The organism is Neobacillus niacini, from assembly GCF_036961885.1.
GTDB classification, from domain to species: Bacteria; Bacillota; Bacilli; order Bacillales; family Cytobacillaceae; genus Neobacillus; species Neobacillus niacini_H.
Genome location: NZ_JBALNQ010000003.1, coordinates 135,727 through 157,260, shown reverse-complemented (window position 1 = coordinate 157,260; position 21,534 = coordinate 135,727). Strand labels below are relative to the sequence as shown.

Below are 21,534 nucleotides of genomic sequence, written 5' to 3'. Positions count from 1 at the left end.
CAGTAGACGAAATTAAGAATGAGTTGATCCTATGTTAAATGTAAAAGAAGTTACGGAGCAGCTAAGAGCTGAAGGAATTACAGATAGCGAACAGGTTGTCATCCGTTGGATTCTCGATGGTAAAATTAAGGCTAGAAGAACCAAGCATCTAAACCTTGAGTACTCAATCAATCCTGCCGATTTAGCTTCTTTTATTGTAGAAAAGAAGATTGAAAACAAAATAAAGCAGTTTGGGGTAGACTTTCATCATTGGAAAAAAACATTTTATGAAAATCAAAAATATAAAGAGGAAATTGAGCAACTAAAAACTTCTATTCGAATTGAACAAGCCAAAAATCGTTCACTAAAAAAAATGCTTAAAGCAGAGTATACTCTAACCGATTCGCCAACGCTTACTATGGGCTCATTAGTAGGCATAGATTCAGAGGACGATAAGGAAATAATAAAAAAAGAATACAAGAAAATACTAAAAGCCCTTCATCCAGATAGAGGTGGGGACGAAAGACTTTTTAAAGTGTTTTATGAGCATTACACAAAATTAAAGGATTCAGCAAAAAGCTGAATCCTTTTTTACAGACTCTTTTCTTAAACTTTGTTACTTTTACGAAAACAGCCTTTATAAAGTTTGATCAGCCTTCGTTCCATTAATCGAATAGCTTGCTACGATGTTGGCACTTAGGGAATGCGATACCGAGCAGTATTTGTCTTTTGATAATTGGATGGCACGGACTACCTTTTCTTCGGGCAATTCCCCTTCCACTAAATAATGAATATGAAAATCCGTAAATTTTTTTGGTTCTGTGTCTGCTCTGATTCCCTCTATTTCCATCGTAAAACCGGTTAGCTCCAAACGCATCTTCTTCAAAATCATTACAATATCAATTCCTGTACAACCAGCTAGTGAATACAAAAGAAGCTCTGTTGGTCTTGCTCCGCTATTTTGCCCGCCAATTTCTGGTGCGGCGTCCATTCTTAATTCATGCCCTGACGGTGTAGTCCCTGAAAAAGCCATATCCCCTTGCCATGTGATTGTTGATTTCATTCTACCCATTCCTTCCTCTATGTATTTCTACTCTTATTTTACCTTAAAAAAAGGTTTTGAACTCGTTATTGAGTCCAAAACCTTTCTAAGCTTATTTAAGAAGTGATAAGTCAATCATACCTTTTATATCACTGCTTGGGATATAGCCAGCTTCTTTGCTGATGTCTGCCATTTCTTGAATCACTTTTTCATTTACATCTGTCGTTACAGCAAGGCGTGAGAAGGCTGCGTCCACTTCGTCTTTATTTAATGCTTTACCTGTCAAATCTTTCAAATGCTTAATAACAATTTCTTTACTCTCTTCAGGATTATCCTGGATAAATTTCACTGATTTCTTGTGAGCCTCTATATACTTCTTTGAAAGATCTTTATTTTTCAAAAAGTCAGCTCTTGCAGCGACTACAGTATTTGTAGACTCTTTACCCCAAGCAAACTCATCCCAGTCAAGAAGCAGTTTACCGTTTGCTTGATTTTCAATGACATAGCCCCATGGTTCTTGAGTTGCTGCTGCGTCTACTTGCTTTTGGATAAATAATGAAGCCGTATCAGCAGGTGCTGCAGCGAATAAGTCTACTGTACCACCACTTGTTTTTGCTTTTAAGCCAGCCTCTTTTAGCGCTTTTCTTAACATTACATCCTGAGTACTTCCAATTACCGGGATGGCTACTTTTTTACCATCTAAATCTTCAAGCTTTTCTACGCCGCTGTGTTCAGCAGCAACTAGGACCGCTCCACCATTCACTGCTCCAGAAATAAGGTGATATTCTTTATTTTTCACATAAAAGTTAAGTAATGGACCTGGACCAACCGTACCAACATCAATTGCCTTTGTTGCCATAGCTTCCATAAACAGTCCGCCATTCGCTACGGTTTTGGTTTCGATCTTTACATCTTTACCGAAAGCCTCTTCAAAATAACCTTGTTCCAGAGCAACAATTGTAGCAATATGCGTTAAGTTAGGAAAATAGCCAATTTTAACTGTTTTTGGGTCACCGCTCCCCTCTTCGTTCGAACCTTGCGCACACCCACTTAATAATCCAATAAATAGTGCCGTCATAATCAGATAAAACATGGATTTCTTTAACATAAATTCTCTCTCCCAATCGTAAAATAATAGCTTGCTATCTTGCTCTAATACCCCATTTAACTTCCACACTGCGTTCAAGTCTCGAGAAAACAACATTATCGACAATGGTCCCAATTATCGCAATGATAATCATGACGGATATAACTAAATCCATTTGTCCAAGTGAACGACCCATCTCAAGCAGCTGACCTAGTCCGCCCCCGCCACCAAGTAATTCTCCTGCCATCAAGGCGCGCCATGAGAATGCCCATGCAATCCTAAGGCCAGAAATAATTTGCGGAACTGAAGCCGGCAGGATGACGGTCCGTAAAAAATGAAATCCGCTTGAACCATATACTTTGGCAACACGTTGATAAAGCTGCGGAACGTTCTTAAATCCGCTTGTAGCATTCACGGTCATCGTCCACGTTGCTCCGATCGTTACGATAAACAAGATGGAAAAATCATTTAATCCAAACCAGATAATCGCTAACGGGAACCAAACAATACTTGGAATCGATTGAAGAGCAGTAACAACAAAACCAAGAGTGTCCTCGACAAGTTTATATCGCCAGATGAAGTACCCTAATATGAGTCCCACAATGATAGCGATCGTAAATCCAAGAAGAATACGCCCCATACTTTTACCTATCGCAAGCGTAATTTGACCGTTAACAATCCCGTTAAAAAGAGTTTCTAATACTTGAGACAGGGTTGGGAACATAAAATCTGGAAGGCTGGAAAATCTAGATGTGACTTCCCATATCACCGCTATCGTCGCGATGAAGATGATCCGTCTTAAAGCTGTAGTCATCACCCATTTCCTCCTTCAACACTTTCTCGATTTCTTCCTGTAATATGGATAAAATCCGTTGTTCCGTATTCACAGTAATACTATCAGGTGTAACCCCATCCTTCATGGTAGGAACTGGGATAATTTCTTTAATTCGTCCTGGACGTGTAGCAAAAACCACTACCTCTTCTGAAAGAAGGACCGCTTCCCTTATATTGTGGGTGATAAAGAAAATCGTTACCTTCGTCTTACGCCAAATTTCGAGCAGCTCTTTATGCAGCACCATTCTTGTCTGTTCATCAAGCGCTGAAAAGGGCTCATCCATTAATAGAATATCAGGTTCCATCACCAACGCTCTTGCAATAGACACCCTCTGTTTCATTCCCCCTGATAACTCATGTGGGTAGGAATTAACATACCGGCTGAGGTGGACCATTTTTAAAACATCAAGGGCCTTAGCTTTTGCCTCTTCTTTTGGCATCTTTTTCAATGTAAGTCCGTAGGTTACATTTTCTAAGACAGTCAGCCAGGGAAACAACCCTGCTTCTTGAAAAACAACAACCCTTTCAGGACCTGGTTTTGTCACTAAGTTACCATCGACCCGGATTTCGCCTTTATCGGCTTTGTCTAAACCCGCAACTAAGTAAAGTAAGGTAGATTTACCACAGCCAGATGGTCCGACAATGGAAACAAAGCTGCCTTTTTTAACATGTAAATTTATGTTGTCGAGAACTTTCACGTTTTCTTTTCGATCATTAATAAAACTTTTCTCGATAGCTTCTATCGTTAAGTACAATGCCTTCACCTCTTTTTTAATCCCAAGTAAAACTATTGGTTTTATTATATTATAATCAAAACGGAAGTCAACAATTATTCTAGCATTCTCAAAAATTTTCTTTGATTTCTTTCTTTATTTTCAAATTTCTCTCGCCTTTGATAAGATAAGAGTAAGATTTTTTATGGAGGTTAGTTTTTATATGAAGGTTGTAAATAATATTACCGACTTAATTGGAGATACACCTATTGTTCGCTTAAATAAGCTTGTTCCAGAAGGTGCTGCAGAGGTTTATGTCAAGCTTGAAATGTTTAACCCATCAGGAAGTGTGAAGGATCGGGCAGCTTTTAATATGATTAAAACTGCTGAGGAACAAGGACTCATTAAACCAGGAGATACCATTATAGAACCCACCAGCGGCAATACCGGAATTGGTTTGGCGATGACGGCTGCCGCAAGGGGCTATAAAGCCATTTTAATCATGCCCGACAATATGACCAAAGAGCGTATTAATATATTGAAGGCATACGGAGCAGAAGTGGTATTAACCCCAAGTGAAAAGAAAATGCCAGGCTCCATCGAAAAAGCGCTTGAATTGCAAAAAACGATTCCTGGAAGTTTTATTCCACAGCAATTCGAAAACGCAGCAAACCCAGACATCCATCGAAGCACGACAGCGATTGAAATCTACAATCAGATGGAAGGTCGTCTTGATGCATTTGTTGCGACGGCTGGAACGGGAGGAACGATTACTGGTACAGGTGAGAAATTGAAGGAATTACTGCCTGAACTTTTTGTAGGGGTTGTCGAGCCGAAGGGATCTCCTGTTTTATCTGGGGGTAAGCCTGGTCCACATAAATTGGTTGGAACAAGCCCTGGATTTGTCCCAGTTATTTTAAACATAGATATTTATGATGAAATTTTTCAAATCTCTGATGACATCGCGGTTGATATGTTTAAACGTTTAGCGAAAGAAGAAGGTATATTTGTTGGACCATCCGCAGCTGCAGCAGTTTATACTGCCATTGAGGTGGCAAAGCGGTTAGGTACAGGAAAAAAAGTGGTTTGTATCGCACCAGATACAGGGGAACGCTACTTAAGTATGGAACTTTGATTTCATTTAGCTGATACAAAATTTTGTATCAGCTATTTATTTTTATCTGAGAATCTCATAATATTTTTCTACATATGACTTCTACTGGCGCTGGAATCCCGTCGTTATTTGCAAAAATGTTACTTTTTCTTAAGGAATCTGGTGATACATGTAGATAAGTTTTTTACTGTTATAGCAGGAATAACTTCCCTCTTTCTAAAACTAATAGAGTAGACGAATTAGTAGTCTAACGAAAAAGTTGAAAGGTGGTCATTGCCATGAGCCAGGATATTACCCTCCAACAAATTGCAGAAGGTGTACCTAAGACGCTTTTATATGCATCTGATAGAGACATTGAAGGATTCCAAAAAATCATTGAAGAAACCATTAAATTAAGAGAAGCACATAGAAACTTGCAGAAAATGGTTAAAAACTTCTCTACCTCAACGATTCAGCGAACGTAAATATTTATGTAAAAAAAAGACCCATCTTGGTTGAATGGGTGGGTCTAAACCTACTTTTATTGGAATACATTTTAAGGTTAAGAGAATCTATTACTTTTAAAAGGATGCAAAAATTTGTATGGTAGTGCTATTAATTTTTGCAAGTGCTGAAAAAAAGCCTGTAGACTTTCTAGTATTAATGTAGCTTGAGACCGTTTCCTGTTTGTTCTTAGCCTTCTATGGTCATTAAGCAGTTTATCGAGTTCTTGGCTGCATAAAACCGTTTCTTCACAAGTTAGTCCTTTGGTCATACCAATTTTAATCATTTCATCTCTTTTTACATTAATTGCTTCTTCTAACTCTACTATCGTCATAACAAAAACACACCTCTAAACAATATTTATAATCTAGTTGCGCTTTAATTTTATAGTCATGAAATGAATTATAGCATCAATTTTAATCTATTAAATCGTTTCGATAAAACAAGTTAAAAAATGACAAAACTAGACGAAGTTTAAAATTTCTGAATTTTATACACAAAAATAAAGAGACAGGGTTACTGTCTCTTCACTCTTTAAGCATGAAAATTTGTGCCATCTGTCGTAGCTTGGATAATTCCTGCACGGATCACGAAATCGCCAAAGTGCTCGTCTTTATTTCGTTCTTTTGCGTAACGGGGAAGAATGACATTTAGTTCGCGTAAAATTTCTTCCTCGCCGATATTTTCGCGATACATTTTGCTTAAGCGGCTGCCATCATGGGCTGCTCCTAAATACATGTTGTATTTGCCAGGTGCTTTTCCGATGAAGCCAATTTCTCCTAGTGCATGGCGTGCACATCCGTTCGGACATCCAGTCATACGTATGGTAATTTCTTTATTCCTAAGGCCATTTTCGTCGACAATCGTATCGATTTTGTCAATCAAACGAGGCAAATAACGTTCTGCTTCCGCCATTGCTAATCCACACGTAGGCAGCGCCACACAGGCAATAGAACTGCGGCGGAGTGCTGAATAATGGTTACCATCTGTTAAACCATATTGTTCAATCAATTCGGTGATTTTTTTCTTTTTCTGGCTAGTTACATTGGCAATGATTATATTCTGATTAGATGTCAGACGGATATCGCCAGTATGTACTTTGGCAATCTCTCGTAAGCCTGTCTTTAACTTATAATTATCGTAATCCGCTACACGGCCACCTTCAACAAACAGTGTTAAATGCCATTTTCCGCGAATTCCTTTCACCCAGCCGTAACGATCGCCATTATGATCAAAATGATAAGGCTTTGCTGCACTTAGTTTCCAACCAAGACGCTCTTCTAGTTCTTCCTTCACTGTTTCAAGCCCTAAGCGGTCAACCGTGTATTTGAACCGAGCATTTTTACGTTCAGAACGGTTTCCATAATCACGTTGAATCGTAATGGTTTTTTCTGCAACATCATATATTTGTTCAGGCTTACAGAAGCCAATTACCTTTGCCAGCTGTGGATAAGTTTCTTTATCCCCATGAGTCATACCCATGCCGCCGCCAATTGCCACGTTAAAGCCAACAAGTTTTCCATCCTCTACAATCGCAATTAATCCGAGGTCCTGAGAAAAGACATCGATATCGTTGGAAGGAGGTACGGCAATTCCAATTTTAAATTTACGTGGTAAATAAAGCGGTCCGTACATTGGTTCTACTTCTTCTATTTCGGGTGTCCCTGCCACTTTTTCTTCATCAAGCCAAATTTCATGATACGCTCTTGTTCGTGGCAATAAGTCATTGCTCAATTTCTTCGACCATTCGTACACTTCTGAATGGATTTCTGACTCATAAGGATTTGACGCGCACATCACATTACGGTTTACATCTCCGCATGCAGCAATAGTATCTAAAAGGGAAGCATGGATTTCCTGGATCGTACTTTTCATATTCCATTTCAATATGCCATGCATTTGGAACGTTTCCCGAGTAGTTAGTTTTAATGTACCATTTCCATATTTCTCAGCTAATTCATCCATTACCAGCCATTGAGCCGGGGTAGCTACACCACCAGGCATACGAACACGGAGCATAAACTGGTAGGCTGGCTCTAGTTTCTGCTTTTGACGCTCATTGCGAAGATCACGGTCATCCTGCAAATAGCTGCCATGGTGTTTCATCAAGCGGTTATCATCGTCTGGAATTCCGGCACTGATCCGGTCGAGCATGACTTCTTTTAATGTTCCGCGTAAATAGTTACTATCGATTTTAATACGCTCGACATCGCTTGGCGCGCCTTCAGGTGCCGTTAATTTTTGCTTCACCATTTATGAAAAAACTCCTTCCACTACTAGATTAGTATACATCGCGTTGGTATCGTTTTTGCTGTTGCATGTCTGTAAGGTACGCTTCTGCTTCTTCACGGCTCATGCTGCCTTCTGTTTCGATAATGTGAATAAGTGTTTGATGAACGTCATGTGCCATATGTTTTTCATCACCACAAATATAAAGGTGAGCACCTTCTTGTAACCATTCGAATAATTCCTTGCTCTGTTCAAGCATGCGGTGTTGTACATAGACTTTTTCAGCTGTATCTCGGGAAAAAGCAACATCCATTTTTGTTAACACACCATCTTTAAGCCATTTTTGCCATTCTGTTTGATAGAGGAAGTCCGTTACAAAGTGCTGGTCTCCAAAGAACATCCATGACTTACCTTCTGCACCAGTTTCCTCACGCTCTTGCATAATGGAACGGAACGGTGCAACCCCAGTACCCGGTCCAACCATGATAATTGGGGTTTCAGGATTAGCTGGGAGTTTAAAGTTATCATTGTGCTGAATGTAAATGGGTACGCTGTCACCAGTTTGTAATCTGTCTGCGGTAAAAATAGAACAAACACCTTGGCGGTCACGACCATGTGCATGGTAACGAACAGCACCAATTGTTAAATGAACTTCATCTGGGTTGGCGGATAAACTGCTGGCAATCGAATATAATCGTGCAGGCAGTTTTCTAAGAATAGCGACAAACTCTTGAGGAGAACTATTCCATGGTCCGAATTCACGAACCACATCGAGTAAATCGCGTCCCTCAAGATATGACTTTAATTTTTCCCCATTATTGATGAGCTCTTTTAATTCGTCATTTGTTGACAGTTTCGCTGCTTTTTCAAGTAGCGGTTTTGATAAAGTAGTAATTTCATAGTACGTGATGAGGGCATCTCTTAGCGCACGAACCTCACCTTGTTTATTAATCATTATGCTTTCTTTTGGATCCCAATTCATTTCCTCAAGAAATTGGTCGACAAGCGCTGGATCATTTTCTGGATATATCCCAAGACTGTCACCAGGTTCAAAGGAAAGTCCAGAGCCTTCAAGCGATAACTCAAGATGTCTCGTTTCTTTATTGGAGCCTCGGCCGTTTAAATTAATATTTTCAAGTACTTCTGCTTTAAATGGATTGGTTCTGGAATAAGTTGATTCTACTGTTTGCGCAGCTGTCACCTGAGTAAGTGCAGGTATACCATCCTTCGCTTCACCTAAGCTGCTAATCACGCCCTGGAGCCATTCCGCTGCTGGTTCATCATAATCTAAGTCACAGTCAAATCTTGGATATAATCGGGTACCTCCTAGTTCCTCTAGGCGGGCATCAAATTGTTTACCAGTTTCGCAGAAAAACTCATAAGAGCTATCTCCCAGAGATAAGACAGAAAAGTTCAGTTCATCAAGCTTAGGAGCACGTTTACCATGCACAAATTCATGGAATGTAAGTGCATTATCCGGTGGATCGCCTTCTCCATGTGTACTCACTAAGACTAATAAGTTTTTTACTTTTTTTAGATTGTTTGGTTTAAAATCGCTCATAGAAGAGACGGTTACGTGGAACCCTTTCCCTTCAAGTGTTTTGCTCGCCTTTTTTGCGAGCCCCTGAGCATTTCCAGTCTGTGAACCAAAAAGAATGGTTACTTCTTTTGAAGTAGTCCCCTCTGATGCTGCTTGCTGGTTCGGTGCTCCTAGAACGGAAGCTAATGGTGAAGCCGCGCCTGCAAGATACCCACTTAACCACACTTTTTGTGATTCTGTAAAAGTAGGTAAAAGACGATTTAGGAGTTCCGCCTGCTCCTGATTAAACGGACTGTTTACTACCTGAAGTTGCAACATTATCCACCTCACTATGGAATATAAACCTATGATACTGTTCTTTTAAGTGGCTGTTCTATTATTATTGATTTCTGATAATTGTGGGACACTTTATAGTTACCGGTAACTCGTTTGGATCTGGCTTTCGGTCACTATGAACCCTTTATAGTGACCGAAAACTCGTTTCCCATCAACTCTCGGTCACTATAAGCCGTCTATAGTTACCCAAATCTCATTTCCCATCGACTCTCGGTCACTATGAGCCCTCTATAGTTACCCAAATGCTTTTTCCAATCGGTTCTCGGTAACTATAAACCTTCTATAGTTACCCAAATGCTTTTTGAAATCGGCTCTCGGTCACTCCAGCTCCTCTGCATTGACCCAAAACACATTTCCAAACGGCCTTCGGTCACTCCAGCCAATTAACTCTACTCCCCAATTGCCCGTTCAATCACAATATCCTCAATAACCTGATGATTGCTCAAAGGAGCGGTGCAAAGGATCTTCTGACCTTCCTTTTGGCGGGCGCGAACGATTTTATTTAATTCTGCAAGCAGCAATCCGGAAAATAACATATAAGGAACGACAATGACTCTGCCGGCCACTCCTTCAGAAATCGTCTCTAGCCCCTCACTCAGCCTTGGCTCTGTTGCAGCAAAATAACAAACCGATACCTTTTCAGCTTCAAGCCGCTCCCGAATTCCACTAGCAATCTTACCGAAATTCACATGAATATCTGGGTCGCTGCTTCCTACACCAACGATTAACAAACGATCATTGGGGAATACATCTCCTGCCGAATCCCTAATCAATTCAGCCACTGCGTCCAAAATAACTTCTTGAACACCAAATGGATTCTTTATTTTTACCGGAATAGTAGGATATTGGGCAAGTAAAGGCGCTAAAGCTTCTGGGATATCTCGTTTAATATGTCCTGCTGCTAAGAGAAACAATGGAACAACCTCTATTTCCGTTGCGCCTTGTTCTACACATAATTCAAAGCCTTCTTCAATCAGCGGCTCTGTCAACTCAAGGAAGCTAAGTTCCTGAATCGGTACATCAATTCGTGCCTTAACCCTTTCGATAAAAGCACGTATCTCGACCGCCCCTTTTTTTGAGCGAGTACCATGGCCGATATAAAGAATTGCTTTCATTCAATGTGCTCCCTTCTGCTATTACCGGTTGGCTACTGGTATATTTGGTACAATTTCTTCTTGAAACCAATTCAATTTTTTGTGTAAGGTGACTACCTCACCAATTACAATCATACTCGGATTAGTAAGCTGTTCTTTTTTCACCATATCTTCAATATTTTCAAGTGTTCCCACTACCGTCCTTTGTTCACTTAATGTTCCCCAATGGATTAGTGCGATTGGCGTCTGTGGTGATTTCCCATTTAGGATTAAGTGCTTAGTAATAGTAGCAAGATGGGATACCCCCATGTAAACACAAATGGTATCAACGCCATGTGCCAAATGAGCCCACCGATGCTCAGCTTCAACATCTCCGGCCTGATGACCAGTAATAAAAGCAAAGCTTTTACTCAAACTGCGATGGGTTACAGGAATACCTGCATACGCAGAAGCGGCTATTCCAGAGGTAATACCTGGAACGATTTCAAATGGGACATTATGCCTTGCACATTCCTCCGCCTCTTCCCCGCCACGTCCGAAAACAAAAGGATCTCCTCCTTTTAAACGGACTACCTGATATCCCTTTTTGGCATATTTCACTAAGAAATGGTTGATCGTCTCCTGCTTCATTGTATGATAATGTGGGAGCTTGCCGCAATAGACAAGTTGCGCTCCTTCTTTCGCATTCTCCAAAAGTTCAGGATTTACTAGCCGATCATAGAGGATGACATCAGCTTGCTGCAGGCAGCGTAACCCTTTTACTGTGATTAAATCTGGATCTCCAGGACCCGCACCTACTAAATAAACCTTGCCAACCATTGATCAACCATCCTTTCTTACAAACTCAAATTAGAGAATATCCTTTTCTTGCAAGTAACTAAAAATTTGTTTTACTGCTTCTTCCACTGTTAATAAATCGGAACGAACAGTAATTTCTGGATTTTCAGGTGCTTCATATGGAGAATCAATCCCCGTGAAATCCTTAATTTCTCCACGACGTGCCTTAGCATATAACTTCTTTGGATCACGCTTTTCACACTCTTCAATCGGACAGTCCACAAAAACTTCAATAAACTCTCCTTCTTGAAAAATTGCTCGGACCTGGTCACGATCGGAACGAAATGGTGAAATGAAAGCTGTGGTCACAACAGCACCACTATCGACAAACAGTTTCGCTACTTCACCAATTCTTCTAATATTTTCAGTCCGGTCATGATCTGAAAAACCAAGATCCTTGTTTAGTCCATGACGGATATTATCGCCATCTAAGACATACTCATTGATTCCCTTACGATACAGTTCACTTGATACAGCATTCGCAATCGTTGATTTACCAGAACCAGAAAGTCCTGTGAACCAGAGTACGGCGCTTCCATGACCATTTTGACGATGTCGATCGGATTTTGTAACGGTACTAGCATGCCATGTAATATTCGTTGCTTTCGTCATTGTTGCTCCTCCTTAGACCGTCGCCTTTTCTTCTTTCATGCCTTCAATCAGCACTTCGACAACCTCTTTACGGCTGAAAGTAGATGGTGGCAGCTCACCTGCACGAAGTAATTCTCTTACTTTTGTTCCAGAAAGAATCACTCGGTCTTCGTTGCTATGCGGGCAAGTTTTATCCGAAGCCATTCCTTCACATTTTGTGCAATAGAAACTATGTTCAAAGAATAATGGTTTAATGCCAAGCTCCCCTTCAGGGAATTCGTTAAATATCAACTGGGCATCATACGTCCCGTAATAATTCCCCACACCGGCATGGTCACGACCAACAATGAAATGCGTGCAGCCAAAGTTTTTACGGGCAATCGCATGGAAAATTGCTTCTCTTGGACCTGCATATCTCATAGCTGCCGGGTAAACTCCAAGCTGAACACGTTCAGTAGGATAGTAGTTTTCTAGCAAAACACGATAGCTCTTTAAACGAACATCTGCCGGAATGTCGTCAGACTTAGTCTCGCCAACCAGCGGATTAACGAATAGACCGTCGACTGTTTCAAGAGCTGCTTTTTGAATATATTCATGGGCACGGTGAATGGGATTTCTCGTTTGGAAGCCTACTACAGTCTTCCAGCCCTTCGCTTCGAACAATGCTCTAGTTTCCTTTGGTTCGAACCACACATCACTGAAGACTCCTTTTTCTGGTTTTTTAACGAGTGTAATTTCCCCAGCAACATAGACGGGACCTCTTTCATACAAACGCTTGACACCAGGGTGAGCTGTTTCTAAAGTCTTATATACTTCAACCGCTTCTTTGTCTAAATTTGGTTCATACCATTCTGAAACAGTGATAACACCGTATACCTCATTATTAAAAACAAGTTTACTTTTTTCACCAACCTCTAGGGTCGCAGCTGTTTCATGGGAAACAGGCAGGGTTACAGGAATTGACCAAATGGTATTGTTTGCAAGACGCATATTTTCCACTACATTTTCGTAATCCGCTTTCCCCAGAAAACCCGTTAACGGACTAAATAACCCAACACCGATTAACTCCAGGTCACTCAAGGCAATCGCGTCGATTTCAATTTCTTTTACAATAGATGTAACATCATAGTTTGGATCAAATGCTTGGATAAGTTTACCTCCATGAGGTGTTGGTAAAAATGACAACAGAATCAAACCCTTCTTCATTAATTTTTCATTTTAGATTTCATTTAGCAAAACGATCATACTAGTCTTCCACAACATCTACTACCGGCTGACGTGAACTTTTCATCAATGACATCACTCCGAAAACAGAAACCAAGACCCCTGCCATTGCAACGATTGGATAGAAATTATGTTCAATTAGCAATTGGATGAGTGTATAGGACAACACCATAGATAAAACAGGTGACACGATCCAAACAGTTAGCAGTTGCACAACAATGCCTTTCTTTAAAACTGATTTGCCGTGTTTGGCAAATCCAATACCGATAATCGAAGACGTTGTGATTTGTGTCAGTGGTACAGGAATTCCGAATACAGAAGCTGCCGTGACAATGGCCGCACCTGTTCCAGAGATAACACATCCCTCTTCAAGCCGCAGAGTAGTTATTTTCTTGCCATTTGTCTCAAGGACTCGGTGTCCTAGCAGAATGGCACCTAATGCCACACACAACCCGCCCCAGAAGATACCGTCACCCGTGGACATGATATCTGCACCGACAAGCGGTCCAACGGCATTGGCCACATTGTTCATCCCTGCTGAGAAGGCTTCAAACAAACCCATTAAGACGACAAGGACGGACAGGTAAGGGACTGCTTTTGGAGCCTCCATCAAGCGTTTAAGTGTCTTATTTTTTAAAACTTTTGCTGCAAGGATGGCAATCAAAAATGCTGCAAAAGGGGTTAATAGCCAAAACATCATTATCCAAACCAAATTACTAACAAATACGGATTGGTAGACAATTCCAGCCCCTACAACCGATCCAACCGCAACCTCACTGGTGGAGAGTGGAATCCCGAATATATTGGCTAAGAACAACGATAATGCCGCAGAAGCTAATACAATAAGCGCAATTGGAACAGTAAAGGTGCTGGTCGGGACTATCCCACTTCCAATGGTTTTAACCACTTCACCACCGCCAAGCCAAGCACCAAAGAATACAGTAATTCCACACAATAATAATGCCAGTCTCTTTTTAACCACGCCTGCTCCGTAAGAAATCCCCATCGAAGCTGCCGCACCACTGGCACCGATATTAATGGCAAAAAATAAACCTATTGTTACCGCAATAATTGTGAGCAAACCACAAGCCCCCTTTTAGGATGTGTGTAATCCACACTCCGTCTTGCCACTTCCTACCCAGCGTCCTGCACGTGAGTCACCATCTGCCGCAACGGGCTGTGTACAAGGGAAACAGCCGATACTCGGGTAATTTTGATCATGCAATGTATTGTATGGGAGGTCTTTTTCCTTGATATAGGCCCAAACTTCGTCCCAAGTCCAGTGAATGAGGGGACAGATTTTAATATTTTGAAACTTATCATCTTTATTCAGGAATTCCGTATTCGCTCTTGTCGGTGATTGTTCGCGGCGTAGCCCTGAGATCCAAGCTAGTTTAGCACTCAACGTTTCTCTCAGTGGAATTACTTTACGAATGTTACAGCATTGGTTAGGCTCCCTTTTCCAAAGAGCTGACCCATATTGCTCGCGCTGTTCGTCAAGAGTTAACTTTGGCAGCTTTCTCTCAATTTTTAATGAAGGAAAACGCGCTTCGATTTTGTTAATTACCTCATATGTTTCTGGAAAGTGTAAGCCGGTATCCAAGAAAACGATATGCGCTTCTGGTTTTACCTGCTGGATAAGATCGATTAACACAATCGCTTCTGCACCAAAACTGGATGCATACACAATTTGGTCCTCCGGATATGAGCTGTATGCCCACTCAAGGACCGAAAGTGCTCCCTTTGTTTTATCCTCAATCGTGAAGGTATCGGATATTTGACTCCACTTTTCATATGTTACCGATGTAGTCATAGCTACAATCCTCCTTTTTTCATCAAAAAAGCCTTCCCAAAAAGGGGAAAGGCATCTCACGATTGTTTAACGCCTTATCTCCCAAATGGATACCATTTTGCTGGAATTAGCACCTTGTTTTGCAGGTTGTCGAGCTTTGTAGGACCAGTCCCTCCGCCACTCTTGATAAGATATTTATATTATTGGAATTAATCCTACCATACCAATAGGTTTTATGTAAATATAAAAAATAAATATTTGGAAAAATTAATTTATATCCTGGGCTGACCAATAAAAAAACACAAAAATGCGCCATGGCAGTAATCGCTCATGACGCATATCCATTCGTAATTATTAACTTTTTTGTTTATACCGCTTCTACTTTTTGTGTGTCTATGAATTTTCGTTTTTGGATGTAGAGGAGTCTCCACGAAAGGGCAATTCCAGCCGCTAACAAGCCGACTGTAAGTCCTAGCCAATAGCCTGTTGCTCCTAAGTCCGTAAAGTTTGCCAGCCCATATCCCACTGGCAGACAAATTAACCAGTAGGCAATTAACGTCATAATAAAGGCAAGATTCACATCTTTGTAGCCTCTTAATGCTGCCTGTGCTGTGACTTGAATGGCGTCACTAATTTGAAAGAATAACGCAAAGATCAAGAAGTGCGCTGTTAAGTTGATGACTTCTACTTCATTTGAGTAAAGACCTGCCACTTGGTACCGGAACAGAACTACTAACACGCCAGTAATGAGTGCAGACAAAATAGCTAAATAAATTCCAAGCCAGCTATAGCTTTTTGCATCCTTGTACCTCCGTGCACCTACCTCATAACCAACTAATACCGTTTGCGCCATAGAAATACTAATTGGAATCATATATAGGAAAGAAACAATGTTTAATGCAGATTGATAGGCCGCAATCGTGGTCACATTAAATTTACTTAAAAGGATTGTCACGACTGCAAACATACTCGTTTCAAAGAAAGTTGATAATCCCATTGGTACACCTATTTTTAATATTTCCATACACTCTGTCACTGAGAAAGCTTTCAAATTCTCAAAAACAGAAAAACTAGAGAAAGGTTCCTGTGTTTTAACAAGGACTATCGTCATTCCCGTTATCATCCAATATGTGACAGAGGTTGCGTAACCAGCACCTGCTCCGCCCAGTTCCGGGAATCCCCAATTTCCAAAGATTAACACGTAGTTCAAAAAGAAATTAATAGGGAGAGACAGAAGTAGGATATACATGACTATCCGTGTCCTCCCTAATGCATAGATAAACGATCTTAACACGTTAAAAATGAAAAGTGGAAGAATTCCATAGCTTAGACCAACCAAATAATCAAAAGCTGTTTCATGTACTTCTCTTGGAAGGTTCATTTTATCTAGAAGTGGATTTAGAAAGAAAAATCCAAGCACGATCACCACAATCGCGATCATAAAGGAAAGATATAGTCCATGTCGGACAACGGAAGCTACTTCACTGCTCCTCTTTTCCCCAAAACGCTGAGCCGCTATTGGTGAAACTGCAAGCAAAATTCCACTTATTCCTGTAAATACCGGGCTCCATATTGATGCACCAATCGCAATCGCTGCAAGATCTGAAGAGCTGTATTTACCAGACATAATTGTATTAAAAAACACCATTGAGAACATTCCAAGTTGTGTGATTAAAATAGGAATTAACATGATAAAGATTTGCTTTGTCTTTTCCTTTAATGTAAAAGTTTGATTCATTTAAAATTCTCCTAATAAAACTGAAATATAAAAGCAAAGCTTTATTATACTTTATTTTTTACTTTATTACATTTAAAATATTTCGATTACCGAATCAATTTTTATTACAAAAATTTCACAAAAGGATTATATAGAAATTTCGGAAACCGTAGTATAATATTAGCGTTATTGATTACTTGAGAAACTGGTGAATTTCGTGCGCACATATAATGAAAAAATAAGTATTTATCATGGAATGGTTTCAACCATTGCTGTTAACCTGGCAGGGAACTTTTATCCCATTTTCGCTATCTCTATTCTCGGAGCGACCAATTATCAAGTTGGACTGATTAGTTCACTTCCTCCGTTAATTGCACTCCTGATGACGATCCCTGCTGCCATTTTGTTAAACCGATTAGAGACACAGAAAAAAACGGTAGCGATGGCTGTATTATGGACTCGCATGTTATTTTTATTTCTCATTGGTGTTGTTTATATTTCCTCTTCCTACCAAGCATGGGCATTTCTCATCATCATTGCCTTCATGAATGTACCTGCCACCGTTTCTAACATAGGGTGGCAAACACTGATCAGTGGAATGATAAAAGACGAACGAAGGGGTGCCTTTTTTAGCGATCGAAACCGGTTATTGACCATTGCAGGCATGGTTTCAACACTTGTGATTGGGATTATCATGAAAAACCAAACAAACAATGCCACCGCCTATCAGTGGTTATTTTTTACAGCCCTCCTTTTTGGTTTAGGGGAAGTTTATTTCTTGATGAAACACAAAGAGAAAAGCCAACCTAGCACTAGTACGAAAAAATCATCAATGGATTGGTCGATTTTTAAAGATCATGGGTATAAATGGTTTCTCATTGCAGCTTTATGCTTTAATTTCACTTGGCAGATGTCTTGGGGAATATTCAATATTTATAATGTCAGATTTGCGGAGGCAACGATCCTTTGGATTAGTATTTTTTCGGTTGCCAATCAATTGGTCCAAATTTTCACGTTCCCTTTATGGAAAAGATGGGCAGAGCAAAAATCTAATACACTTATGCTCGTTTGGGCTGCCCTAGGCATGGCACTGGTACCATTTTTAACGGTACTATCTACCAATCTATACTATTTAACGATTGTAAATGCCATTTCTGGATTTTTCATTTCCGGGGTTGTGCTCTTATTGTTTAACCTTTTGTTGGAGCAATCACCCTCCGAAACGAGAACGTATTGCATCACTAGTTATAACGTACTCCTATCATTTGTCGCCTTCATTGCGCCCCAAATTGGTATCTTCTTGTTAGAAGGACTAGGCATTCAAAAATCAATGGAACTTAATTCAATCCTAAGAATAGGCAGTGCATTTGTTTTCTTACTTATGTATTATCAAACTAGAAAAAATACGAAAGCAATCTTATTAAAAGGCTAGTAATTTTCCCCAGTAAATCATCGGTGGAATCTACTTATTAAGAGCAATAGTCAAAAAATGAATCAAGAAAAAATGTAATGGAGCCACCCATTACATTTTTTCGTTTATTTTCTCCATTTAAATCTTGACTTCATATCTCTTCCGCCCTTTAAAGTAAACCCATTCTGTGTAGCCTAATTGTCTTAGGCGAGTCTGGACGTTTTCGAATTCGTCTCCTACTCGATGCGGGTCATGAGCATCAGATCCGAAGGTGACTTTTACTCCATGATATAGTGCTCTTTCTAAGATGTCATCCGCAGGATACCAGCCACCGACATATTTTGTTTTGCCTGAGGTGTTGATTTCAATGGCAATATCACATTTTGCTATGACCTTTAAGGTCCGCTCTACTGCTGCAGTTTGGATCTTAGAAAACTCTGGATAGTAACCCTTCATTGCGTCAATATGCCCTAATATCTGAAACATGCCACTCCGTGCGGATTGTTCAATTAAAGAATAATAATTTTCTTTCGTTCGTATCCTTTCCTTAGTACTCAGCCTTTCCCAGCGGTTTTTATTAAAAATACTAACTCCATCCACTTGGTGAACAGAACCAATAATGTAATCAAACGGATAACGGTCAAAATAGGCTCGATAGTTTTCAACATGTTCCGGGAAGAAGTCTGCTTCAATTCCTAAAAGAACTTCTATTTTTCCAGAATAAGTTTGTTTCAACTGTAGGACTTCCTTCACATATTCAGGAAATTGACTTGTCGCCATCGTAATGTGAGGAAAGGGATGGTCTTCTTTACTTGAAAAATACGGAGTATGGTCCGATATTCCGATGATATTCAATCCTTTTTCTATAGCAGCTTCTATATAATCCCGAATCCCCCCCCTCGCATGGCCACACCGGTCATGATGTGTATGTAAATCAAATTTTACTACTAAGTTGCTCATTCACTCATCACCTCTAGCCCTATTTTCCCATATTAAGGAACTTTCATTCAAACTATTAAAACTTTTTAAACCTAGAATATTTATTTCCCCGTCAGTCCAATCGATGAGACAAGCTCTTTCATATATATAATTATTAATGATTAATGAGAGGTGTTTTATGGAAAGTTGTAATTGTAGTGCAGTTGTGTCCGCTGCAGCTGTACCAGTTGAAACCTTAATTGATCGATTTCCATCCAGCGGCTTGATTACTGTATCAGCACGTATTTGTGATCGTCATTGTTCTTCCAAAAACTGTTCGATTTCCATTCTCTATGGAGATCATGCGAATCCAAACAATAGCTTTGTTTTTAGATCTGTTGTCCCCGACGAACCCACCTATGAACCTGTTTCAGGCGGCGGTATCGGATTAATTGTATCTGCACAAGGAGAAGCATCAGGAGTGATTTTTAATGACATCGTTTCTCTATCAAATATTCATTTTCTCAATGGGACCATTATCGGAGATGCAATCTGTTCCATATCTTTAACAGCTAACGGCCGGACCTTTGAGGTACCTGGATGTATATTTAACAATTCTGATAACACTTAAAATTGAGCAGCCCCCAATGGAAGCTGCTCTTTTTATTTCTTTAAATGATATGGAACGGTGGTGATAATTACGTCTCTTTTATATAACAAGAAGGCTTTTATGAGTAAACTAGATTGATTATGCAGTATATTGTGCCATCCCTTTTTTGGAATAAATTGTGGAATGATGACAGTAACCCGATAGTTAGCTTCACTGGCTTTGTGCTGTATCGTGTCAACGAATTTTGTCAGTGGCTGGATGATACTTCTGTAATGGGAATGCAGGGTAACCAACCGTATTTCCGGTTGCCATTGTTTCCATTTTTCCTCAAATTTCTTTTCGTCACCTCGTTCAAACGAAACATAGACAGCTAGTATTTGATCCGCTCCAAGAGACTTTGCATAATTGACAGTGTTTTCTACTACTTGCGTCATTCCTGCTACCGGGACAATGATAACATTTCCTTCAATCGGAATTGCAGGCGCCTCTGGATTTAATCTTAGTTGATCCCCCACTGCCTCATAATGTTTTTTTATACGGAAAAAGATGAAGACGATAATGGGTAGGAAAACCAAAACGGGCCAAACCTGGGCAAATTTTGTTAAAAAGAACATGATGGTTACGATAAAACAAATAACTGCCCCTGTAGTATTAATAAATAACTTTGACATCCAGCCCTGTGGCTTTTCACGAAGCCATTTTAACATCATTCCTGTCTGGGATAATGTAAAGGGAATAAACACTCCCACTGCATATAAGGGGATTAAGTGCTCAGTTTGCCCTTTGAAAAATATGATTAAAAGGATGGAAGCTAAACATAGTACAATAATTCCATTTGAATACCCTAACCGATCCCCTCTTATTTTGAACATTCTAGGAATAAATTTATCATTTGCAAGATTTACCGCCAATAACGGAAAGGCAGTATACCCTGTGTTGGCAGCGAGAATCAAGATTAATGCAGTAGTACCTTGAATAAAGAAGTACATAAAATTCCGCCCAAATGTTTCCTCCGCAATTTGCGATACTACGGTTACCTTTTCATTTGGAGTAATTCCAAAATAATAGGCTAAAAATACAATCCCTGAAAATAATATAGCTAGTAATCCTCCCATTGCTAATAACGTTTTAGCAGCGTTATTAGGGGCAGGATCTTTAAAATTGGGAATCGCATTTGAAATTGCTTCTACTCCAGTTAGTGCTGAACTGCCTGATGCAAATGCCCGCAAAAGAAGAAAAAGGGATATCCCTGCGATAGGCGTACCAACTGGAGTATGTAATGCTGCTGGAACCTGACCTGATAAAACATTGTAAATTCCTACACCTATCAAAATGAATATAGCGAGAACAAATAAATAGACTGGATATGCTAAAATAGAAGCAGACTCTGTAACTCCTCTTAAGTTTAAAGTTGTTATTAATAAGACAAAAACAATTGCTATAGCCACATTATGGTCGTGTAGTGCAGGAAAGGCTGATGTAATCGCATCTGTTCCAGCTGAAACACTTACCGCTACGGTTAAGATATAGTCAACGAGTAAGGAGCCGCCCGATATTAGGCCATAGTTCATACCCAAATTTTCCTTCGATACTACATAAGCACCACCGCCATGTGGGTAAGCAAAAATAATTTGTCGATAGGATAAAATTAATGCTGTTAACAAGATCAAAACACCGATTGCAATTGGAATCGAATACCAAAAGGCAGCTGCCCCGACTGTAATTAACACAATTAATATTTGTTCCGGACCATATGCCACTGATGATAATGCGTCAGATGAAAGAATGGCCAACGCTTTTGTTTTATTTAACTTCTGTTCCCCTAATTCAGCTGACTTTAAAGGTCGGCCAATTAAAAATCTTTTGATTGAAGAAACCATTGGTTCCACTCCCGAGTAAATAAAAAATGTGATTCTTTCCTATTAACTTGCCAAAAAAACACAAAAAAATGCCTACAAGTCAAAGTTAATAGACCTGTAGACA

21 protein-coding genes and 1 riboswitch are annotated in these 21,534 nt (G+C 39.9%); of the genes, 5 read left to right on the top strand and 16 right to left on the bottom strand.

The features are described 5' to 3' along the window. The first annotated feature begins 31 nt into the window (after positions 1-31). Positions 32-562, top strand: coding sequence for a hypothetical protein (locus V7124_RS02810; protein ID WP_335485681.1), 531 nt, complete (start codon positions 32-34; stop codon positions 560-562). Between the two features lie 54 nt (positions 563-616). Here V7124_RS02810 and V7124_RS02805 read toward each other — a convergent pair whose 3' ends face one another. The 4 genes from V7124_RS02805 to V7124_RS02790 form a co-directional block, all read right to left on the bottom strand. After that, positions 617-1,042 carry an OsmC family protein gene (locus V7124_RS02805; RefSeq protein ID WP_335485679.1) on the bottom strand — a complete coding sequence of 142 codons (426 nt, stop codon included), beginning with the start codon at positions 1,040-1,042 and terminating at the stop codon, positions 617-619. Positions 1,043-1,133: 91 nt separating this feature from the next. Continuing rightward, positions 1,134-2,129, bottom strand: a complete 996-nt coding sequence (locus tag V7124_RS02800) for an aliphatic sulfonate ABC transporter substrate-binding protein (protein WP_335485675.1) — start codon at positions 2,127-2,129, stop codon at positions 1,134-1,136. A gap of 34 nt (positions 2,130-2,163) precedes the next feature. Next, complete coding sequence (locus V7124_RS02795; protein WP_335485672.1) at positions 2,164-2,922, bottom strand: ABC transporter permease; 759 nt, start codon at positions 2,920-2,922, stop codon at positions 2,164-2,166. Beyond that, the gene (locus V7124_RS02790; protein ID WP_335485669.1) at positions 2,855-3,697 is read right to left on the bottom strand and encodes an ABC transporter ATP-binding protein; all 843 of its coding nucleotides are present in this window, start codon (positions 3,695-3,697) and stop codon (positions 2,855-2,857) included. The genes V7124_RS02795 and V7124_RS02790 overlap by 68 nt, the downstream gene beginning before the upstream one ends. Before the next feature lie 181 nt (positions 3,698-3,878). Here V7124_RS02790 and cysK point away from each other — a divergent pair, with 181 nt between their 5' ends. Next, positions 3,879-4,790 (top strand): cysteine synthase A, encoded by a 912-nt coding sequence (cysK, locus tag V7124_RS02785; protein ID WP_335485666.1) that lies wholly within the window; start codon positions 3,879-3,881, stop codon positions 4,788-4,790. Positions 4,791-5,047: 257 nt separating this feature from the next. After that, entirely contained in the window at positions 5,048-5,233 is a 186-nt protein-coding gene (locus tag V7124_RS02780) for a hypothetical protein (protein WP_335409560.1), read from the top strand. A gap of 77 nt (positions 5,234-5,310) precedes the next feature. Here V7124_RS02780 and V7124_RS02775 read toward each other — a convergent pair whose 3' ends face one another. The 10 genes from V7124_RS02775 to V7124_RS02730 form a co-directional block, all read right to left on the bottom strand. Beyond that, entirely contained in the window at positions 5,311-5,586 is a 276-nt protein-coding gene (locus tag V7124_RS02775; RefSeq protein ID WP_335485663.1) for an aspartyl-phosphate phosphatase Spo0E family protein, read from the bottom strand. A gap of 200 nt (positions 5,587-5,786) precedes the next feature. Beyond that, entirely contained in the window at positions 5,787-7,505 is a 1,719-nt protein-coding gene (gene cysI / locus V7124_RS02770) for an assimilatory sulfite reductase (NADPH) hemoprotein subunit (RefSeq protein ID WP_335485660.1), read from the bottom strand. 28 nt (positions 7,506-7,533) lie between these two features. Beyond that, the gene (locus V7124_RS02765) at positions 7,534-9,336 is read right to left on the bottom strand and encodes an assimilatory sulfite reductase (NADPH) flavoprotein subunit (RefSeq protein ID WP_335485658.1); all 1,803 of its coding nucleotides are present in this window, start codon (positions 9,334-9,336) and stop codon (positions 7,534-7,536) included. A gap of 410 nt (positions 9,337-9,746) precedes the next feature. After that, complete coding sequence (locus V7124_RS02760) at positions 9,747-10,472, bottom strand: sirohydrochlorin chelatase (protein WP_335485655.1); 726 nt, start codon at positions 10,470-10,472, stop codon at positions 9,747-9,749. Positions 10,473-10,493: 21 nt separating this feature from the next. Next, on the bottom strand, positions 10,494-11,270 hold the full coding sequence (gene cobA / locus V7124_RS02755; protein WP_335409550.1) for a uroporphyrinogen-III C-methyltransferase: 777 nt from the start codon (positions 11,268-11,270) through the stop codon (positions 10,494-10,496). A gap of 30 nt (positions 11,271-11,300) precedes the next feature. Next, complete coding sequence (gene cysC, locus V7124_RS02750) at positions 11,301-11,900, bottom strand: adenylyl-sulfate kinase (RefSeq protein ID WP_335485653.1); 600 nt, start codon at positions 11,898-11,900, stop codon at positions 11,301-11,303. Between the two features lie 12 nt (positions 11,901-11,912). Next, a complete protein-coding gene (sat, locus tag V7124_RS02745) occupies positions 11,913-13,085 on the bottom strand; it encodes a sulfate adenylyltransferase (RefSeq protein ID WP_335485650.1) in 1,173 nt (390 codons plus the stop codon). Positions 13,086-13,125: 40 nt separating this feature from the next. Beyond that, a complete protein-coding gene (locus V7124_RS02740; protein WP_335485647.1) occupies positions 13,126-14,184 on the bottom strand; it encodes an inorganic phosphate transporter in 1,059 nt (352 codons plus the stop codon). Between the two features lie 15 nt (positions 14,185-14,199). Beyond that, positions 14,200-14,916: a phosphoadenylyl-sulfate reductase gene (locus tag V7124_RS02735; RefSeq protein WP_335485644.1), complete on the bottom strand. Its 717-nt coding sequence runs from the start codon at positions 14,914-14,916 to the stop codon at positions 14,200-14,202. A gap of 71 nt (positions 14,917-14,987) precedes the next feature. Further along, a riboswitch (SAM riboswitch) is annotated at positions 14,988-15,088 on the bottom strand. A gap of 174 nt (positions 15,089-15,262) precedes the next feature. After that, the gene (locus V7124_RS02730; protein ID WP_335485641.1) at positions 15,263-16,633 is read right to left on the bottom strand and encodes an MATE family efflux transporter; all 1,371 of its coding nucleotides are present in this window, start codon (positions 16,631-16,633) and stop codon (positions 15,263-15,265) included. Positions 16,634-16,829: 196 nt separating this feature from the next. Between V7124_RS02730 and V7124_RS02725 the strand changes: the two genes are divergently transcribed. Further along, a complete protein-coding gene (locus V7124_RS02725; RefSeq protein ID WP_335485638.1) occupies positions 16,830-18,044 on the top strand; it encodes an MFS transporter in 1,215 nt (404 codons plus the stop codon). Between the two features lie 117 nt (positions 18,045-18,161). On the opposite strand, the gene V7124_RS02720 is transcribed toward V7124_RS02725, so the two are convergent. Further along, positions 18,162-18,983 carry a histidinol-phosphatase gene (locus V7124_RS02720; protein ID WP_335485635.1) on the bottom strand — a complete coding sequence of 274 codons (822 nt, stop codon included), beginning with the start codon at positions 18,981-18,983 and terminating at the stop codon, positions 18,162-18,164. A gap of 157 nt (positions 18,984-19,140) precedes the next feature. Between V7124_RS02720 and V7124_RS02715 the strand changes: the two genes are divergently transcribed. Then, positions 19,141-19,572, top strand: a complete 432-nt coding sequence (locus V7124_RS02715) for a hypothetical protein (RefSeq protein WP_335485632.1) — start codon at positions 19,141-19,143, stop codon at positions 19,570-19,572. Positions 19,573-19,604: 32 nt separating this feature from the next. Here the strand turns inward: V7124_RS02715 and V7124_RS02710 are convergent, their stop codons facing one another. Next, positions 19,605-21,431 carry an APC family permease gene (locus V7124_RS02710; protein WP_335485629.1) on the bottom strand — a complete coding sequence of 609 codons (1,827 nt, stop codon included), beginning with the start codon at positions 21,429-21,431 and terminating at the stop codon, positions 19,605-19,607. Positions 21,432-21,534 lie beyond the last annotated feature (103 nt).

What these genes read in the sequence shown, in the direction of transcription:
- V7124_RS02810 (WP_335485681.1), top strand. Translation starts at nt 32, where the DNA reads ATGTTAAATGTAAAAGAAGTTACGGAGCAGCTAAGAGCTGAAGGAATT.
- V7124_RS02805 (WP_335485679.1), bottom strand. Translation starts at nt 1,042, where the DNA reads ATGAAATCAACAATCACATGGCAAGGGGATATGGCTTTTTCAGGGACT.
- V7124_RS02800 (WP_335485675.1), bottom strand. Translation starts at nt 2,129, where the DNA reads ATGTTAAAGAAATCCATGTTTTATCTGATTATGACGGCACTATTTATT.
- V7124_RS02795 (WP_335485672.1), bottom strand. Translation starts at nt 2,922, where the DNA reads ATGACTACAGCTTTAAGACGGATCATCTTCATCGCGACGATAGCGGTG.
- cysK (WP_335485666.1), top strand. Translation starts at nt 3,879, where the DNA reads ATGAAGGTTGTAAATAATATTACCGACTTAATTGGAGATACACCTATT.
- V7124_RS02780 (WP_335409560.1), top strand. Translation starts at nt 5,048, where the DNA reads ATGAGCCAGGATATTACCCTCCAACAAATTGCAGAAGGTGTACCTAAG.
- V7124_RS02775 (WP_335485663.1), bottom strand. Translation starts at nt 5,586, where the DNA reads ATGACGATAGTAGAGTTAGAAGAAGCAATTAATGTAAAAAGAGATGAA.
- cysI (WP_335485660.1), bottom strand. Translation starts at nt 7,505, where the DNA reads ATGGTGAAGCAAAAATTAACGGCACCTGAAGGCGCGCCAAGCGATGTC.
- V7124_RS02760 (WP_335485655.1), bottom strand. Translation starts at nt 10,472, where the DNA reads ATGAAAGCAATTCTTTATATCGGCCATGGTACTCGCTCAAAAAAAGGG.
- cobA (WP_335409550.1), bottom strand. Translation starts at nt 11,270, where the DNA reads ATGGTTGGCAAGGTTTATTTAGTAGGTGCGGGTCCTGGAGATCCAGAT.
- cysC (WP_335485653.1), bottom strand. Translation starts at nt 11,900, where the DNA reads ATGACGAAAGCAACGAATATTACATGGCATGCTAGTACCGTTACAAAA.
- sat (WP_335485650.1), bottom strand. Translation starts at nt 13,085, where the DNA reads ATGAAGAAGGGTTTGATTCTGTTGTCATTTTTACCAACACCTCATGGA.
- V7124_RS02735 (WP_335485644.1), bottom strand. Translation starts at nt 14,916, where the DNA reads ATGACTACATCGGTAACATATGAAAAGTGGAGTCAAATATCCGATACC.
- V7124_RS02730 (WP_335485641.1), bottom strand. Translation starts at nt 16,633, where the DNA reads ATGAATCAAACTTTTACATTAAAGGAAAAGACAAAGCAAATCTTTATC.
- V7124_RS02720 (WP_335485635.1), bottom strand. Translation starts at nt 18,983, where the DNA reads ATGAGCAACTTAGTAGTAAAATTTGATTTACATACACATCATGACCGG.
- V7124_RS02715 (WP_335485632.1), top strand. Translation starts at nt 19,141, where the DNA reads ATGGAAAGTTGTAATTGTAGTGCAGTTGTGTCCGCTGCAGCTGTACCA.
- V7124_RS02710 (WP_335485629.1), bottom strand. Translation starts at nt 21,431, where the DNA reads ATGGTTTCTTCAATCAAAAGATTTTTAATTGGCCGACCTTTAAAGTCA.